The organism is Bifidobacterium sp. ESL0825 (assembly GCF_052606465.1).
Window position 1 is genome coordinate 142,039 of the sequence record NZ_CP199589.1, and the last position, 16,880, is coordinate 158,918.

The window sequence follows — 16,880 nt, forward strand, 5'->3', positions numbered from 1 at the left end:
CCGCAGGGTACAGCTGGACCGGTACCTGGTGAGGGTCAGGCTGGAGACCCGTTTGAAGATCGGTGGGCAGCTTCAGGTCGAAGCCCACTATGCCTGTGTTACTCAGGTAATATGACGGGCACCGCTCTCAGTTGACGATCTTGAGTCCGACCACGCAAGCGACCAGGCCGATGATGAGCAGAATGCGGGCGAGTGAAATAGGCTCCGAGCCCGTGGCCATGGCGTAGAGGACAGTCAAGGCGGCACCGATGCCGACCCAGACCGCGTAGGCCGTGCTGGTAGGGATGCTTCGCATGGCTAAGGCCAGGCCAACTATGCTGAGAATCAATCCAACGATGAAAACCATGTCCGGGACGATTTTGGTAAAGCCTTGAGACTTGCCTAGGGCGGTGGCCCAGACTGATTCACAGATGCCAGCGAGTATGAGTACGATCCACGAGGAAATGGCTCCCTTTCGGCAAGTCTTGTCGCTGTCCGGGTACTTGACCATCGTCCGGGAACCTGCATCAGGCTCTGCGCATTAGAGTAGCACTGGTTGAATCGTAAAATGTTGAATCAGATATTTTTCACGGCGGTTCAGAGGCCGTAAATGATCAATGCTGATTCAATTCGTCAGAGATCCTGCTTAGTTGGGATTACATTGCTACTTGGTCACGTGGGATGGGAAATGCCGCAACCTAGGCTGATCTGGGCGGTCAAAGTTGTCGACAGCACATACACAGCTATATCGTATGTTCTGGTTTCACCGCTTTACTAGTGTCAGTATTAGTTGCCACTTTCCTTTGAAGCTGGAAAACCTATGAGTAATGGCTTTTTGTAGTCTTTCCTCTTTATCAGCCTCTGGGCTTATGGATGTTGATAAATACTGGCGGTCATCAAAGATGGCTGCTAGATAGATTTTGCAATCCTCCTGATTACAACAATCGAACTTCCGATCATTGGTGGCGATTTGATCTACTAAGCACGTGATGTTGCGTTGATGTTTTGTTGCATCCAGCTCTACAATGTTGTTTCGTTGAGAGTCGTAAGATTCTAGGATTTTTTGGAGTTCGTCAATTGACAACGATAGCAATGGTACCCGTTTCGTGTCGCAGGAAGCAGGATAGCATATTTTTGCCCACTCCCCGTTTTCAGTGGGTGTTAAGATGGTGTGCAGTAAATGCTGGCGATGAGTATCTACAGATAATTCTGAACGAAGGTACGTTGAAGCGACATTTGTGGATAAGCGGAAATGATCGATTTCTATATACTTCTGGTCGTCTTTAATAAACCTTTTTATCAACCACTTATCAATGGGGACCAAGAAACGATTCCAGAATGGTATTAAATAGAATATGTAAATCAATATCGGGATCAAAATCGTAAACACGAACATCAACGTAGTTGTTGGGCTTAATACAAGGGAAAAGGGTAAAATTGATATAATCCAAGAAAGTACTGCTGTAGGGAAATGGTATTTTAATTTGGGACATTTGTATTGAGTTTGATTCTCTTCGTTTGGTTGACCGTAAACGCCGATTTGTAACATAAAGAAACGATCAAACGAACAGGGGATTAGTTCAAGTACAACAGCAATGACCAAGGTGATTATACGGACGACTAGATGATTGCTCATTCTGCCGAATAGCGCTGCTATTCCACATGCTATAAATGTTGCAAGAGTGGTCATGAGGGTCAATCCGAAAATAGGGCGAAGAATAGTATCAGTTCTCGGAAGTCTTCTAACCGACGATCTTTTAGTTAATGATCGATATTCATTGAGGTGATTTGATCTCAGCATTTCGTTTTTTTGCATTGCACGAGATGAAATGACCTGTTTTACGCCATAGCTAAGGGCAAAGGCTGCTATGCAAACGCTGATGATTGTCAATAACGAACTCAGACCAAAATCGTACTGTTTAAACATGTCAGGTGCTATATAGCCTGTGATGATGACAATAGCACACGACAGTAAGCAGACAAATAGGTAGAATGCACTCGCGGTGTTGGAAGACTCGACGGTCTTTGTTTCCAGGAAAGCTGTGACAAGAGCGACACCTAGGATTAATCCCCATAATGACAGCAACATATTAGCAGGATCTGTATAAAAACCGTTATGCACAAAATTGTGAAAAAAAGTAAAGAAAATACTGTGCTCATACCACCGCTGCTCTGCTTGATTTTTGATTAAGCTATACTCCGTTGACCTGAGACTAATTCCGCATACGAGAAGTATGACAGAGGACACTACGGCTGCAAAAAACTGGTTAACATTTTCAGCGTGCCAACTTTCTGCCGGATGAAACATCGGGGAAATATTCGAATGATCTTTTGTGGTGGACATAATTGAATCTCGCTCTATCATCGTCTCTCTTTGTGAGTTTATATAGTTAAATATAAATATGGCCAAAGGACATGTAGTTTGCATACTGTCCTGGTTGCGGACCGAGAAACAGGATGACTATCGAACTGGCCAATGAGCTGGAATTGCTTGTTTGTTAGGCCTCTCCAGTTAAAGGGCTTCGTTTCAATGCTGTGACGCCTAGACGATGTAAGGCATACGATCGCAATAAGCTCGGTATCATAAGGTTGAATCAGGGTTGATTCAGGGTCGTTTCAGGGGTTTGCCGGATGTTGTCTTCAGCGTCGATCGACTATTCATGTAAATACAGAAATATAGCCGAGTGTACACACGAGGACGTGGCAGGTGGATGAAACATGACTTGGGCCTTACGTGATTTGAAAGCCAATAGTGGCATCTGGGCTGGCGTCTTTATCGTTCTTGTGGTCACCCAAACCCTGCTCTGTGCCATGAGCGTGAGCATGGGTGTCAACAGCTATTACCAGGGTTTGTCGGCCAAGACCAGGGATCCTGCCAAGAGCCTGGCTTCGGTCCTGAGTCTGGTCTTTCTCACGGTCATTGTGCTCGGCTGTTTGGTGATCAAGCACACCCTGCAGGCATCGATTCGCCAACGTCGGCAGGGGCTGGCCCTTCTTCCGCTGCTGGGCGCTACGCCTAAGCAGATCCTGGTACTTACACTTTTGCAGGTGATGATTTTGGTTCTACCAGCCTCCCTCGTTGCTGCGGCTCTTTCACCTGCGCTGGCTGGAAGGATCCTCGATTGGTATTCCGCTGGAATGCGAATACCGGTGCATTTCGCTTTTACTTGGCGCGGTTTTCCCAGGTCTGCCCTGACTGGTCTTGCAGTGGGATTGGCCACTGCCGTCTTGGCGACCAGCCGGACATTGCAGGATTTGAGGAAGATGACACCCGTCCGGATGGTGCGCCGTGCTGAGGAGAGCGAATCGGTTGAACGGCCGAGACATGGACGTGGTCTTGTATCGCTTTTCCTTGGGCTGGCCTTGCTGCTATTGCCGTTGCCTGTCTTTACCTATCTTTCGCACAGCGGCTCTGGGTCCTTAGAGCCTAAGCAAGTCCAGGCGGTCATAAGTGCCGTTGGAAGTGGACCGCTGTTTGCTATTCTCTTGCTGCTGATTGCCTTGGCACGTTCTGGGGGGCCAGTTATAAGCAGGGTCACTCAACTTTGGACTGCTCTGGTCCCCTCGTCATCTGCTGTCTGGCGGATAGCGCGTTCACAGGCTGTGGCCAGGAGTCGAGACACTACATTCGGCTCAACAGTAATAGCTCTGACTGCCTGTATGTTTCTGGTTGGTGGTCTGTTGGCTGCCGGAGGCACCAGTACCATCGCCATGAACAAGGTACCGGGAATAGAGAACGTCACATCGGGGGGAACCCTGGAGTTGCTCTATGGTTTCTGGGCAGCGCTGCTGGTCTCCCTGGTCGGCGTGATCGCGGGGTTCGCCATCGCCGCTCGGGATCGTGACCTCGATTTGGCGCTCCTGTCAATTGCCGGCGCAAACCCGCGGCAGCTGACTGCTATATCCATATTGGACGGCACCATCGTGATGACCACAGGCATTATCATCGCAGCAGGCGGCACCGGACTGGTCGGGCTGAGCACAGCTATGGTCTACTGGCCCCTTATACACAGTCTGTCCATGGTTTTTCCTTGGCAGTTCTTCCTTATATGCGGGTTGCCGATCATCGTCGTCGGTTCGCTGGCGACCATGCTGACGGCGCGGCCTGCTTTGCGGCGCTCGCCCATAGCCATTCTGCAAGGCGCCATAGGCGAATGATTGACATTAAGTCAATGCGGTTTGCTCTTATGCATTTAATTGAATGGTTTCTCTCTATAAAGCTTTGTTTGGCAATGGGTTCAGTTGATATATACAGTACCAATTCCTTCTGAACAAATTCAAATAGCAGATGCATTATAAAGATTGAAGTCTGCGATACAGTCAAGCACCACTACAGTGTCAGGTAACTCTTTATTGTCTCTCAAGACTGTGTTTTAGTGTAATAGTCTCACTGCAATGGAGATAACGAAACTTCATGCATAAGCACTGTTATCTTCCTCAAATAACAAATTTATTGGCCTGTTATCTTGAGCTAGAGCATCATATGTGGTTAACATGCTGATATAGCCAATGTGACATAATATTAGCTATATGAGTGAAAAGGAGCAGAAAAACGACGAATGCAATCATGCACGTAGTCGTTCATTAATCCATCGGTTGGGTTCCCTATCGCTACTGGAACGAATCATTATTTGGGTTTTTCTCGCAGTAATTGCATTCGTTCTGGTACTAGTTATGCTCACGATAGGTGGTGGTTCGAATATTTTGGCTGGCGATGCACAACCGCTAAACAAGACTGCTACAGCACTGACCATAATCGGTGGTATTGGCGCAGTAGGTTACCTTGTAATCAAATATCAAGAGCGTGCTGCGGCAGAAAGAGAAGAACAGCGTCAAGTGGCTAAGCAAGAAATTAATGATATATTGACTGCTGTTCGTCTGTTAGGGGATGACAAGCCATCCACGCGTATAGCTGGCGTTCAATATCTTGTTAGAGCAGGCCAGTCCTGGCCATACACTCGTCAACAAATCATAGATATCTTGTGCGGATATCTAAGAACTACACGCGAAGATGACGGCCCTGTTGAATTGACTATACTAAAGGCAATCAGAGATCATTTGACACAATTTAGTAACGATACGGCTGCTTCTTTTCATCAAAGTTCGTATTGGGAGAATATTGACCTGGACCTCCACGGGAGTAATATATGTGAACAGCTTGATTTTGAAGGTATTACATGTAATAAGTTAAACTTATCTTACGCTGATCTTCCGGAAAACGGCATAACCAGTTTTGATCATTCAACCATAAACATTGCAACATTCAAAGGAATGAGTGGTAAGTGTGCAACATCATTTAGGTCTGCACATTTTTCGGGGCCTGTCGATTTCTCAGATATGAATTTGTCTGATGCAGACTTTACAAAGTCGATTATCGTTGAAGCAACGTTTGAAGAATCTATCCTTAGGAAGGCTAAGTTTTGTGAAACGAATCTGGCAAACACAAATTTCACTTATGCAAGATTAAAAAATGCTGATTTTACCCATGCTAATCTATCAAATGCAAATTTTTCTCATGTTACTTTGCAAAATGCTGATTTTTCTCATTCCACTCTAGCTGATGTAAATATGATCATGGCGACTTTGCAGAGTGTTAATTTTGAGCAGACTGATATGGAGAATGTCGATTGCTTTGGGTCAATTTTTACGGATGTTCAATTGCCTTTGGCAACTCTAAACGGTGTCAACTTCTCTTCAGCAGATCTAACGGGTATAGACGACTTCTCGGTTGTGTCAGAGCCGATAGACGTTTTGTATGAAAAACAGAGGATTCACGATGTAAAAGAGCTGCAGTTGTTAGTTAAGAAGCGTTAATGCTGAATTTTATTTCCATGTGTAGTAAAACTCTATAGTTCTCCCGCGCAAGTTTTAACTCAGTTTAACAGATTCAAACGGCATGAATAGCTGTAGTGTTGTTGCACCTTTGCGAAGTGAAGTAGTGTGATTTAAATCTTCTGTATTATAAGGCTCTTTACGGTATAAAGTTCTGCTCAAAACTGTATCAAGACAGCTCAGTTGTAAGGATTCGCTTCTGAGAACCATCGAGGTTGATGGCTTCAACCCTGTGCAAGGCTATGAAATAAAAATGGATAAGAGTTTGCTGAATAGCTTATGTGTCTTTTGCTGCCTAAAGCGCAATCAAAGACTTCTAGGCTTTGATATGTAATCTTTAAATTTCTGGCTTCAATTTCAACTGTATTTTAAGCAAGTTCAAGATATGTCTGATTTTAATTATTGCAAGTTACCATATAATGTATTTATGCCATTTAGCATTCCATAGTTAAAAGACAATGAATGTAATGATTAATATTTACTATGACTGTATTTTTGTTTTTGTTGATAACAAGGAAAGGCGTTGTCTTTTTTGGAATTTCAATATTCTTTCGACATGATGACGTGTCTAGATATCAACTATGACTGAATCGCTGGTTCGGTTCAAGGGTCATAAACGAATTGGACCGTTAAGCCCAAATCAATAACTGGCTTAAACGAGACGTTCCGATCTGCTTCAAATGTTTCTTTTAAACTGTAGATAAAATAGTGTGAGCTGTCTTGAATTGGTTTCATAAGTATTGAATTGGTTTAGTGAAGAATTGAATCGGTAATCAACTTTGAATTCTTCAAAAAGACGGAATTCCAATGTAAGCCTTCCAAGTGTATGCAAAGGCCTCTTGGTGGAGCTGCGGGGAATTGAACCCCGGTCCGGTGACCGCACCCTCAGTCTTCTACGTGCGTAGTCTGCTGGCCTTTGTGGCTATCTGTCTGCCCCCACCTGTGTCGCAGACAACCGGTGGCGGGCATAGCCGCAGTAAAAGTCCCCGAACCGCCCTGTGGCGCAGCAGTTCAGGCGAGTCTTCTTAATGACGCTCAGCATCCCCCCGAAGGCGAAGGGGAGTGAACGGAGCAGCTGCTCACTGGTTAATCCTGGCGCGAAGCTCAGGCAGCGAGAGCGAACTCAGTGCGGTTAGATTTAGCACTTGTTGTTTGCGGGAGGACATTAACGAGCGGACCCCCGCGTTCTCGGCACGCTTCCCTGCGACGAACAGGTCACCGTCGAAACCGATCAGCCCCAATCTTGAATTATCAAGCTCTGCCGGTGCCATTACGGACCGGCCTCGTCAGTATACAACAGATGGACGCTGCGGATATTCCCGCTTCTCCCTGGGCATTGACTTGAATCCTGGTCAAGCCACAGAGCCCAGTCGACTGGTGGCATAGTCGCTGAAGGCGTGCACCTCCTCCACGTCCTCGTGGAAGGCCTCCCGCTTGGTATCGTTGAAGAGGAAGATGTTGAAATGAGGCATGTCATCCCCGGCAAAGGGAATGAAATGCAGGCCGTCGCCAGGGTGTACGCCAGCCGAGGTGATCAGGCTGCAGACCAGGCCGGATGTGGTTACCAACTTCAAGGTTTCCACGTCCGAGACCTCGATCAGGTGGCTGACTGGTTCAGACAGGTGAATCAGCCGTTCAGCGGCCTGGGCATGGACGAAATCACGGTTAAGGGTGGCGAAGGGGACGTCCCCGGGAAGCATGGCCAGATCCTCGGGATGCAGACTGGTCATTCCTGCCGCACCCAATCGTTCAACCATGGACTGAGTACAAACCATGCCGAAGGGGAAGGAGGCCAGCTTGGTCGTTTCGACGCCATCCACGCTCAGCGATTCGTCCACGCTGGCAACGGCCCCATAGTCCACACGGTGGTCCTCTATCTGGTCCAGAAGTTTTTGAGATCCTATGGTTTCTACGGTCGTGCTCTTGTCTGGGTCACACTGCTCTTGCTGCCCTTGTCCGGAGCTCAGCAGCGATGAGATGATGGGAGGCAGGCCTATAGTGCGCCGCCGAATCCCGGTTCTCGCAGCCAAGGCCTCAGGCAGGGAGTTGATCAGATCCAGGGCCTGGCCGACATGATCCACCACTGTTCTTCCTGCCTGGGTGAGCTGTGTGCCATCACCTGCTCCGAAGCGTTGCCTTTGGACCAGCCTGGTTCCCAGGCGCTTTTCCAGCCTTCTGATGGCCTGCGAGACCGCAGGCTGGGAGATGCCTGCCTCCAACGCGACGTCGGTGAAACTGCCGTACCGGGCCAGCATGGTAAGCAGCTCGAGGTCGCGGACATTATCCATATAGGTCATGAGCCGCTTCCCTTGATTGTTGCTCAGATTATTATTGCTTATCCGTCAACTTTGGCGAAAGACTACTTACCACCACCCTATCATTGTCGACTGGACTTAAGAATATTGACACCTGGGGAATATTGATACGGCTTGGCTCATGATTGTGGTCCGGCCAACACGATCGTCGTTCATAAATCGTGCTGGCCGGACCACAATCTCAATATTGCAGGAAGCGAAGGCGCTGGTTTCGCTCAGGCATCATAGTGCCACTGGGCCTTGGCCACGGCGGCGTCCACATCCTCGATCGGCTCACGGTTCAGACCCTCCTGAACCGCCTGTTCAGCCACAGCAGTGGCGACCCGGCGCGAGATCTCCTTGAGGTCGGCCACCGGCGGCAGCACGGCGGTTCCGGGCTTGTCCACGTCGATCATGTCGGAGATGGCATAGGCTGCGGCCAACAACATTCCCTTGGTGACCAGCCGTGCCTTGGCGACGATGGCCCCGAAGCAGATGCCGGGATACATGAGGGCGTTGTTGCCCTGTCCGATGGAATAGGTGACGCCCTGGTAGTCAACCGGCTTTGAGGGGGTGCCGGTGATGACGAAGCCGCGGCCGTGGGTCCAGGCGATCACGTCGGCGGCCTTGGCCTCGGCCAGTTCCGTGGGGTTGGAGATGGGGCAGAGCAGCGGCCGTTCCACATGCTTGGCCATGGCCTCCACAACGTTCTGGTCAAAGGCTCCAGGCTTGGTCGAGGTGCCGATGAGCACCGTGGGTTGGAAGGCGTCGACAACCTCTGCCAGCGAGGTCTTGTCGGTGACCGAAGCGAACTCATTTGGCTTGCGTGCATAACGGGTTTGGCCCTCGGTCAGATCATCCTGGCCCTGCTCGATCAGACCCTGACGGTCGAAGAGCAGGACCCTGCTGCGCGCGGTCTTGGGATCCATGCCCTGGCGGATGATCAGGTCGTCCACGATCTGGTCGGCGATGCCCACGCCGGCGGTCCCTGCGCCGAAGACCATGATCTTGGTGTCCTTGGGGTCCGTTCCGGCGATTTTTCTGGCGGCGATCAGTGCGGCCAGGACGGTCACGCCAGTGCCCTGGATGTCGTCATTCAGGGTCAGGATCCGATCCTGATAGCGCTTGAGGACGGGCGCGGCCTCGGGCCTGCCGAAGTCCTCCCAGTGGATCAGGGCCTCCGGATAGCGCTGGAGGACCTGTTGGACGAAGTCATCGATGAAGTCGTCGTAGCGCTGGCCTCTGACCCTGGCGAAGTGGTTGCCCACGTAGTCGGGATTGTCCAGCAGGGCCTGGCGGTTGGTGCCCACATCCACCATCACCGGCAGAACGCGCGAAGGGTCAATGCCGGCAGCAGCGGTGTAAACCGCCAGCTTGCCCGTCAGGATCTCAGCGCCCTGAGCGCCCCAGTCGCCGATGCCAAGAATGCCTTCCGCGTCGGTGCAGACCACCAGGTCAATGGGCCGATCGCCGGCGTACTGGTCCAGGGCATCGCCGATTCCCTCAGGGTGATCGATGGAGATGTAGGCCACATCGCTGCCCGAATAGAACTCGTCGTAGCGTTGGATGGACTGGGCCACGGTGGGGGCGTAGACGATGGGCATGTACTCAGTCAGGTGCTTGTCCATGCTCCTGTAGAAGAGCCGACGGTCGGTGCGGCAGATGCTCATCAGATAGAGTCGCTTGTCCAGATCGGTGGGCTGGGCCAGGAAGCGGCGGTAAACGATGCGCTCGCGCTGTTCGTCATCCTGTACGGCAGCAGGCAGCAGCCCGTCCAGTTTTAGCTCGCGCCGTTGCTCATAGTCGAATCCCAGTCCCCGGTTGGCATAGGAATCGTTGATGGTATCGAATCCTGTCATGGTCTCACTTGTCCTTCACGATCGGGGCCGGCCGCGTTGCCGGACCTCTGCAATCAGCCTAGAAAAGCCTTGGACACACCGGCAAATAAGCAGAATCTATTTGCGCTTAAGCCCTTTTTGCCGCTCTTTGACGGGCCTTGGAGGTCATGGACGGCCGCCAGATATGGCGCTCCTTCATATAGGCAGTGCTTATTTGTCGCCCCTGCCGCCTGCCGCATAGCATAAGTCCACATGAGCAAGCCGACGAAGAGGTCGGTGGTTTCCAGGCGGTCATACGCCGGATCATGAGCGAAGGAGCAATGATGGGTGAAACAGTACGAACACGTGAGGGCAGGGGAGACCCCCAGGCAGAGGCCAGCCAGCCTTTCAATACGAGCCAGCTGGTCAAGGCTCTGATCTGTGTAGCGGTAGGGTTGGTCATCTTCCTGATTCCGCCTCCCAAGGGGCTGACCGCCCAGGGCATGCACATGCTGGGAGTCTTCGTAGGCACCATCCTAGGGCTGATTCTGCAGCCTCTGCCCACCTCAGCAGTGGCCATCATCGGCATGACCGTGGGGATGCTGACCGGTGCCCTGGATCCCAAGAAGGCGGCTTTCAACGGACTGGGCAGCGCATCCATCTGGCTGATTGTGGCGGCCTTCTTCATCGCCCAGGGCTTTGTCTCTACCGGACTGGGCCGCAGGATTGCCCTGGTCTTTCTGTCTCGATTAGGCAAGTCCAGCCTGGGCACAGCATACGGACTCTCGGCCGCCGACCTGGTCCTGGCTCCGGCTACCCCGTCAAACACGGCTCGTCTGGGCGGCATTCTATTCCCGATCATCACCTCCATCAGCGACGTGCAGGGTTCAAAGCCGGACACTGACGAGTCCCGGCGGCGCATCGGCGCCTACCTGGCGATCACGGCCAACAACGTCAACGCCATAACTTCGGCCATGTTCCTGACGGCCATGGCGGCCGGCCCGGTCGTAGGACAGCTGGCCCAGAAGTTCCATGTGGACATCGGATGGGGCACCTGGGCCCTGGCCGGCATCGTGCCCGGCCTGATCTGCCTGATCATCATCCCCGCCCTGATCTACCGCATCTTCCCGCCAACTCTGAAGAACGTTCCTCAGGCTCAGGAGGATGCCAAGGACGAGCTCAGGGGAATGGGTCCGCTGAGCATGCACGAGTGGATTATGACTGTGACTTTCCTGGTCATGCTGGTCCTCTGGGCGACCGGCTCGATAATCCATATCAACTCCACCACCGTGGCCTTCCTGGGCGTGGCCGTGCTGTTGTGCACCAAGATCATCACCTGGCAGGATATGGTGGCCAACAAGTCGGCCTGGTCCACGTTGATCTTCTTCGGCGTCCTGGTAGGCATGGCGGAACCGCTGAACACCCTGGGCGTCACCACCTGGGCGGGGGAGATCATCGCCGGACTGGTCAAGGGCCTGCCCTGGGTGCTGGTCCTGGTCATTCTGACGGTCTTCTACTTCCTCATCCACTACATGTTCGCTTCCGAGCTGGCTCAGGTGGCGGCCATCTACACGCTCTTCGTCAGCGTGGCCGTGGCTGCCGGGGTCCCCGCCATGCCTGCAGCGCTGATGCTGGGATGCGCCAGCGGTCTGATCGGCGCCATGACCCATTACGCCTCCGGACCGGCGGCCTTGATTTACGGTGCCGGATACGTCAAGACCTCTGAGTTCCTGCGGATCGGCCTGATCTGCGGACTGGTGACCGTGGCCATCTTCCTGACCGTGGGTCTGGGCTGGTGGCGGCTCATCGGCATCTGGTAAATTCCGATTCCGTAGATATATATGTTTGGTCCCGTCCAGTCGGCATTGACAGCTCGACAGGGCGGGACCAAATCATGTTCAAACAGGGGGGTCACTGACCCTGCTGGCCCAGATAGTCGGGGATATGCTCGGGATATTCGGGCCATGCGCCCTGCTGGGTGCAGACGAAGGCGGCGGTGTTGACGGCAGCCCGGTGGGCCTGGGTCAGGGAGGCCCCCAGCAGGCGGTTGATGGCGAATGTTCCGGAGAAGGCATCGCCGGCCCCGACCGTGTCGGCCACGGTGATCTCAGGCGTAGGCAGGTGGGAGGACTGGCCGTCCGCCAGATAGATCGTGCTGTAGTCGCTGCCGGCGGTCAGCACGATGGTGTCCAAGTGCCACTGGTCCATGAACCAGCGGCAGAGCTCGTCGTCGGTGGCTCCGGGAACGTGGAACATGTCGCGCAGGGTGGCCAGTTCCTCGTCGTTGAGCTTGAAGACCGTGGCCATGTCCAGCAGCTCCTGGATCAGGTCCTTGCTGTAGAAGGTGCCTCGCAGGTTGATGTCGAAGAAGCGCATGGCATGGCTCTTGGTGTGGCGCAGCACCTGCAGGCAGGTCTCGCGGGACTTGCTGTTGCGCATGCTCAGCGTGCCATAGCAGACGGCATCGGCCTTGCTGGCCAGTCCGGCCAGGTCATCCGTGTACTCCAGATGATCCCAGGCCACATCCGGTTTGAAGACGTACTGGGGGATGCCCTCGGTCAGCTGAACTTCGACGGTGCTGGTGGGATGGTCGTTGTGCTGCAGCACGGCATCGACGCCGGCCTGGTGAACAGCCTCCTCAAGCTCCCGGCCCAGGTCGTCGCGTCCTACGGCGCTGATGGCATAGCCTTCCGCCCCGTTCTTGGCAGCATGGTAGCTGAAGTTGACCGGTGCGCCACCGGCCCGCTTGCCTGTAGGCAGAACGTCCCAGAGGATCTCGCCGATGCTGAGGACCATGGGTTTACTGGTCATGGTGTTCCTTTCCTGATGACGGGTGATGCGCCCGCCTTGTGCTTGTTGATGTCACAGCTGTACGGCCCATGCTGGCCGGGTGCTCCAAAAATTGGTTGGCCGCCACTGCCGCAGCGCCGGTCAGCGTGGCGTCGATTGGAAGGCGGGAAAGCAGGATTTGCGTGTGCTCGCGCAGGCCGGGCAGGGCGCGCTGGGAGACTATGGACCGAACCCGTTCCAGCAAGCGGTTTCCGGCAGCGGCCACCATGTCTCCGATGACAATCTGGGCGGGGTTGTAGGCGTTGACGATGGTCACGCAGCCATAGCCCACGTAGTCGGCTATCTGATCCACAAGAGCCTGGGCGGCCTGTTGACCAGAGCGAGCCCGGTGGAACAGGCTCGCACATGCCTTGGCGTGGGTCATGGCCTCGACTCCGGGGAAGTGATTCCGCACATCCGGCTGACACATGCGGCGGTGGATGGCTACAGCCGAGCAGTAGCATTCCAGGCAGCCACGGTTGCCGCACTCGCAGGGCAGACCGTTCAGATCGATGCTGACGTGGCCGATCTCGGTGGCCGCTCCCTGGCTGCCGTCCACCAGGGCACCCCTGTCGATGACACCCAGTCCTACACCTTCGCCCACCAGGAAGTAGGCCATGCTGGATGCACTCACCCGGGGGTCGAACAGGCTCTGGGCCAGTGCCCCGGCCCGAGCGTCCTGCTCGATGAAGGTGGGTACGCGGAAGGCCTGACCGAATTCGTGGATAAAGTCCACGCTGCGCCAGCCGGGCATGCTGGTGACCAGGGCGATGCGTCCACTCTCGCGCAGATAAGGGCCCGGCACGGCCATGCCCACCGCCACGATGGCGGGGTTCGTCTCAAGTCGTCCTGCCACTCGGGTTCGGACATCGGCTACGGCACTTGGGATGTTGCCGGGGTCAACGGGGGGCAGCTCCTCCGAGTCCAGCAGGCGACCGCTGATGTCGAACAGCCCGATGCTGACCAGGCTGCGGGCGAACTTGACTCCGATGACCTGGTAGCGGTCGGCGTTCAGGGCCAGGCCGATGGATCGGCGGCCGCCCTCTGAGTCCATACTGCCAGTCTCGCTGATCAGGCCCAGACTCATCAGGCGGGCCACCAGCTTGCCTACGGCTGCCGGTGTCAGATCGAGGTCCCGGGCCATTTGGGCTCGCGAACTGGTGCCTTGCTGGTGCAAATACTGGACGATGCGTGACTGGTTGAGCTCGGAAATGGCCTTCGGCGTGCTGGCGTAGGTGCTGCTGCGCATATCGACCTCCTCCTTGAGTGGTACCGTCACGCGATCTTCGCGAACTTTATTAACAGTGTTTATATATTAACACTGTTTAGTATCTGCTCGCAAACCTTTCCATCTGTTCCAAAACTGTTCAAGGTGCCAAGGAGAGGATTGCCATCTGCAGCCGTCGAACTTGTCTGCTCAAGGGGCGGGGTTTCGGCTGGTAGCCAAGGTCGAACCATCCAGGCGGGAGTAGTCTGGTCTTCTATCCATCAATGTTGATTAGGTCGGCTATGCACTGGTGATCATGAACGCTGGCGGAGGAGTTGTATGCAGGCAACGGATTGGAACCAGGGTTGGCATTATCGACATTTGCATGAGTCAAAAGAACCCTGGAAGCCTGTTGAGCTACCCCACGATGCCATGCTGGCAGAACCCAGAAGGGCCGATGCCCCGAGCGAGGCTAACAGCGGATGGTTTGTAGGGCGCGATTACGAATACTGCAAGAAGTTACGTGCTGACGGTCTTAGGCAGCACGATTCGATGATTCTGGAGTTCGAGGGCGTTTACCAACACAGCGAGGTCTGGCTGGATGACCGCCGCCTGAGCTTTCACCCTTATGGATACACGGGGTTCTTTGTCGACCTGAGTGGGAAAATCCGACCGGGGGAACCGGGCGTGGTCCGTGTTGTCGCCCGCAACGCCCAGCAGCCCAATTCGCGTTGGTATTCCGGAGCAGGCATCTACCGGCCCGTCGCGCTCTGGAGTGCTGGCCCGCAGTATCTGTACCCGGACGGCATCAGAGTCTCTACGCTTGGGGTCAACCCCTGCGCCATCCGGGTCTCATTGCGGGCATCGTCAGGCGGGACTGCGCAGGTTCGCATTTTGTGCAACAACAAGGATGAATCGGGGCCCTTGGCTGAGGTCGCAGTCCCTGTGGATTTCGATGGCAGAGCCCAGGTCGATATCGACCTACCTAGCGCCCAGCCATGGAGCCCGGAAAGCCCAACGCTATATGAATGCCAGGTGCTCTTCGTCTCCTCATCGGGCTGTCATGACCAGGCTCAGGCGATATTCGGCATACGAACGGTGGCCTGGGGGGATCAGGGGCTGCTCATCAACGGCGTTCGCAGGATTCTCAAGGGTGCCTGCGTCCACCATGACAACGGGGTCCTTGGCGCCTGCGCCTGGCCCGAGGCCGAGGAGCGGAAGGTGAGGTTGCTGAAACGTAATGGCTACAACGCCATTCGCAGCGCCCACAACCCTTGTTCGAAAAGTCTTCTGGCAGCTTGCGACCGTCTGGGTATGCTGGTCCTGGACGAATATGCCGACCAATGGTACATCCACAAGACCATCCATGACTATGCGGAATACCTCCCGAAATGGTGGCGCAGGGACCTGACTGATATGGTTGCCAAGGATTTCAACCACCCATCGGTCATTATGTACTCCATTGGCAATGAGGTCAGCGAAACCGCCCAGTCCAAGGGGGTAGAGCTGACCAGGCGCATGGTTGACTTCCTCCACGGTCAGGATGCGAGCCGACCGGTTACCTGCGGGGTCAACATCTTCTTCAACTTCCTGAGTTCGATCGGGCTCGGGGTGTATTCGAGCAAGAAAGCGGCCAAGCAGGTGGCGCACGATGGGCCAAAGAGGAGCGTGTCACTTTCGATTAAGCGCCATGGATCTGTAGGGAGCCGATTCTTCAATGAGATGGCCGGAATCATGGGAGCGGACTTCATGAAGAGAGGTGCCACCCTGCCGTCCTGCGACCGCCTGACCCGTGATGCCTTCGCACTTATGGACGTGGCCGGATACAACTATGGAATCAAACGATACCTTCAAGACCTCCGCAGATACCCTCATCGGCTCATCCTGGGGACGGAGACCTTCTGCAGCGATGCCGACGAGTTCATGCGTCTGGCCTCCCGTTGCCCGCGCCTGATCGGAGACTTCGTCTGGGCAGGTATGGATTATCTGGGCGAAGTCGGCGTGGGTGCTTGGGAGTATAGACAGGAAGCTCCACGGTTCAGCGGGCTGGGATGGCTGACTGCTGGTTCCGGCCGTTTGGATCTGACAGGCAGGCCGCTGGGCGAGGCCTTGTACACACGGGTGGCGTTAGGAGGTGAGACAGGGCCCTATCTGGCTGTGCGGCCCGTCAATCACTCGGGGGAGAGGCATTCTCCCAGCGCCTGGAAGATGACAGATGCCCTTGACTCATGGTCTTGGGACGGCTGCGAAGGCAGGACCGCCCAGGTGGAGGTCTATGCCCGGGCTCAAGAGGTTGTGCTGATGCTGAATGGTCGTTGCCTTGGCCGCTCGCGTTGGCGGGGTAGCACTCGATTCCGTTTCTCCTGCCCTTATGAACACGGCCTGCTGGAGGCCTTGGCCTACGACAGCTCGGGCGGGCTGATTGGACGGAGTCGGTTGCGGTCAGCCGCGCCTCAGACCACGGTCAGGCTGGCAGCCGATCGGGACTCCGTCCGCCCGGGAGGGTTGTGCTTTGTGAGGGCAAGGTATACCGACCAGCAGGGCATTGACAAACCCACGGTATCGGGGGATTTGACTGCCCGCGTTCAGGGTGGCCGACTGCTGGCCTTTGGGTGTGCCGCCCCATACAATCCCGAAGGGTTTTTGACCGGGCATACGCGCACCTATTACGGCCAAGCCTTGGCAGTGGTGCAGGCGGATCGGTCAGCAGGTTCAGACGGTTCAGGCGGACCCATGCTGCTTGAGATCAAGGTCTCCGACGGTCGTCACAGGGTTTCCCTGCGCATTCCTATCCGTGAGCAGGCAGGGTCGCCGTCTATATAATTCAACGAATTGACAAAATCGATCCGTCCCTCTACTCTTATTGTTCAGGAGGCAGGAACTGGTTTCCTCCCCTGTGAACGCTGTAAAGGCAAATGCATT

The 16,880-nt window shown here is 54.4% G+C and carries 10 protein-coding genes, 1 other RNA gene, 1 pseudogene and 1 riboswitch; of the genes and pseudogenes, 5 read left to right on the forward strand and 7 right to left on the reverse strand.

What is annotated here, in order from left to right:
• Window positions 1-127 precede the first annotated feature (127 nt).
• Window positions 128-490: a DMT family transporter gene (locus ACUIAG_RS00560; protein ID WP_445340410.1), complete on the reverse strand. Its 363-nt coding sequence runs from the start codon at window positions 488-490 to the stop codon at window positions 128-130.
• Window positions 454-517, reverse strand: a riboswitch (guanidine-III (ykkC-III) riboswitch). (Overlaps the previous gene by 37 nt.)
• Before the next feature lie 225 nt (window positions 518-742).
• A complete protein-coding gene (locus tag ACUIAG_RS00565) occupies window positions 743-2,344 on the reverse strand; it encodes a hypothetical protein (protein ID WP_445339824.1) in 1,602 nt (533 codons plus the stop codon).
• Window positions 2,345-2,802: 458 nt separating this feature from the next.
• On the opposite strand from ACUIAG_RS00565, the pseudogene ACUIAG_RS00570 reads away from it, so the two are divergent.
• The 3 genes and pseudogenes from ACUIAG_RS00570 to ACUIAG_RS00580 form a co-directional block, all read left to right on the forward strand.
• A pseudogene (locus tag ACUIAG_RS00570) lies at window positions 2,803-3,216 on the forward strand (FtsX-like permease family protein); the annotation flags it as partial.
• Between the two features lie 423 nt (window positions 3,217-3,639).
• The gene (locus ACUIAG_RS00575) at window positions 3,640-4,137 is read left to right on the forward strand and encodes an FtsX-like permease family protein (RefSeq protein WP_445340411.1); all 498 of its coding nucleotides are present in this window, start codon (window positions 3,640-3,642) and stop codon (window positions 4,135-4,137) included.
• 372 nt (window positions 4,138-4,509) lie between these two features.
• On the forward strand, window positions 4,510-5,793 hold the full coding sequence (locus ACUIAG_RS00580; RefSeq protein ID WP_445339825.1) for a pentapeptide repeat-containing protein: 1,284 nt from the start codon (window positions 4,510-4,512) through the stop codon (window positions 5,791-5,793).
• An 858-nt stretch (window positions 5,794-6,651) separates the two neighbouring features.
• On the opposite strand, the gene ssrA is transcribed toward ACUIAG_RS00580, so the two are convergent.
• The 3 genes from ssrA to ACUIAG_RS00595 all read right to left on the reverse strand — a co-directional run bounded on the left by ssrA (window position 6,652) and on the right by ACUIAG_RS00595 (window position 9,964).
• Window positions 6,652-7,050: a transfer-messenger RNA gene (gene ssrA, locus ACUIAG_RS00585) on the reverse strand.
• Window positions 7,051-7,163: 113 nt separating this feature from the next.
• A complete protein-coding gene (locus ACUIAG_RS00590; protein ID WP_445339826.1) occupies window positions 7,164-8,108 on the reverse strand; it encodes a LysR family transcriptional regulator in 945 nt (314 codons plus the stop codon).
• 233 nt (window positions 8,109-8,341) lie between these two features.
• Window positions 8,342-9,964 carry an NAD-dependent malic enzyme gene (locus ACUIAG_RS00595; RefSeq protein WP_445339827.1) on the reverse strand — a complete coding sequence of 541 codons (1,623 nt, stop codon included), beginning with the start codon at window positions 9,962-9,964 and terminating at the stop codon, window positions 8,342-8,344.
• Between the two features lie 302 nt (window positions 9,965-10,266).
• On the opposite strand from ACUIAG_RS00595, the gene ACUIAG_RS00600 reads away from it, so the two are divergent.
• On the forward strand, window positions 10,267-11,742 hold the full coding sequence (locus tag ACUIAG_RS00600; protein WP_445339828.1) for a DASS family sodium-coupled anion symporter: 1,476 nt from the start codon (window positions 10,267-10,269) through the stop codon (window positions 11,740-11,742).
• Window positions 11,743-11,833: 91 nt separating this feature from the next.
• On the opposite strand, the gene ACUIAG_RS00605 is transcribed toward ACUIAG_RS00600, so the two are convergent.
• Together ACUIAG_RS00605 and ACUIAG_RS00610 are read right to left on the reverse strand one after the other, a co-directional pair.
• Window positions 11,834-12,733 (reverse strand): carbohydrate kinase family protein, encoded by a 900-nt coding sequence (locus ACUIAG_RS00605; RefSeq protein WP_144085500.1) that lies wholly within the window; start codon window positions 12,731-12,733, stop codon window positions 11,834-11,836.
• Window positions 12,723-14,000, reverse strand: a complete 1,278-nt coding sequence (locus tag ACUIAG_RS00610; RefSeq protein WP_445340338.1) for an ROK family protein — start codon at window positions 13,998-14,000, stop codon at window positions 12,723-12,725. Before ACUIAG_RS00610 ends, ACUIAG_RS00605 begins: the two co-directional genes overlap by 11 nt.
• Window positions 14,001-14,297: 297 nt before the next feature.
• Between ACUIAG_RS00610 and ACUIAG_RS00615 the strand changes: the two genes are divergently transcribed.
• Window positions 14,298-16,781, forward strand: coding sequence for a glycoside hydrolase family 2 TIM barrel-domain containing protein (locus ACUIAG_RS00615; protein WP_445339829.1), 2,484 nt, complete (start codon window positions 14,298-14,300; stop codon window positions 16,779-16,781).
• Window positions 16,782-16,880 lie beyond the last annotated feature (99 nt).

Coding starts and splice junctions, on each gene's coding strand:
- ACUIAG_RS00560 (WP_445340410.1), bottom strand. CDS start 490: ATGGTCAAGTACCCGGACAGCGACAAGACTTGCCGAAAGGGAGCCATT.
- ACUIAG_RS00565 (WP_445339824.1), bottom strand. CDS start 2,344: ATGATAGAGCGAGATTCAATTATGTCCACCACAAAAGATCATTCGAAT.
- ACUIAG_RS00575 (WP_445340411.1), top strand. CDS start 3,640: ATGTTTCTGGTTGGTGGTCTGTTGGCTGCCGGAGGCACCAGTACCATC.
- ACUIAG_RS00580 (WP_445339825.1), top strand. CDS start 4,510: ATGAGTGAAAAGGAGCAGAAAAACGACGAATGCAATCATGCACGTAGT.
- ACUIAG_RS00590 (WP_445339826.1), bottom strand. CDS start 8,108: ATGACCTATATGGATAATGTCCGCGACCTCGAGCTGCTTACCATGCTG.
- ACUIAG_RS00595 (WP_445339827.1), bottom strand. CDS start 9,964: ATGACAGGATTCGATACCATCAACGATTCCTATGCCAACCGGGGACTG.
- ACUIAG_RS00600 (WP_445339828.1), top strand. CDS start 10,267: ATGGGTGAAACAGTACGAACACGTGAGGGCAGGGGAGACCCCCAGGCA.
- ACUIAG_RS00605 (WP_144085500.1), bottom strand. CDS start 12,733: ATGACCAGTAAACCCATGGTCCTCAGCATCGGCGAGATCCTCTGGGAC.
- ACUIAG_RS00610 (WP_445340338.1), bottom strand. CDS start 14,000: ATGCGCAGCAGCACCTACGCCAGCACGCCGAAGGCCATTTCCGAGCTC.
- ACUIAG_RS00615 (WP_445339829.1), top strand. CDS start 14,298: ATGCAGGCAACGGATTGGAACCAGGGTTGGCATTATCGACATTTGCAT.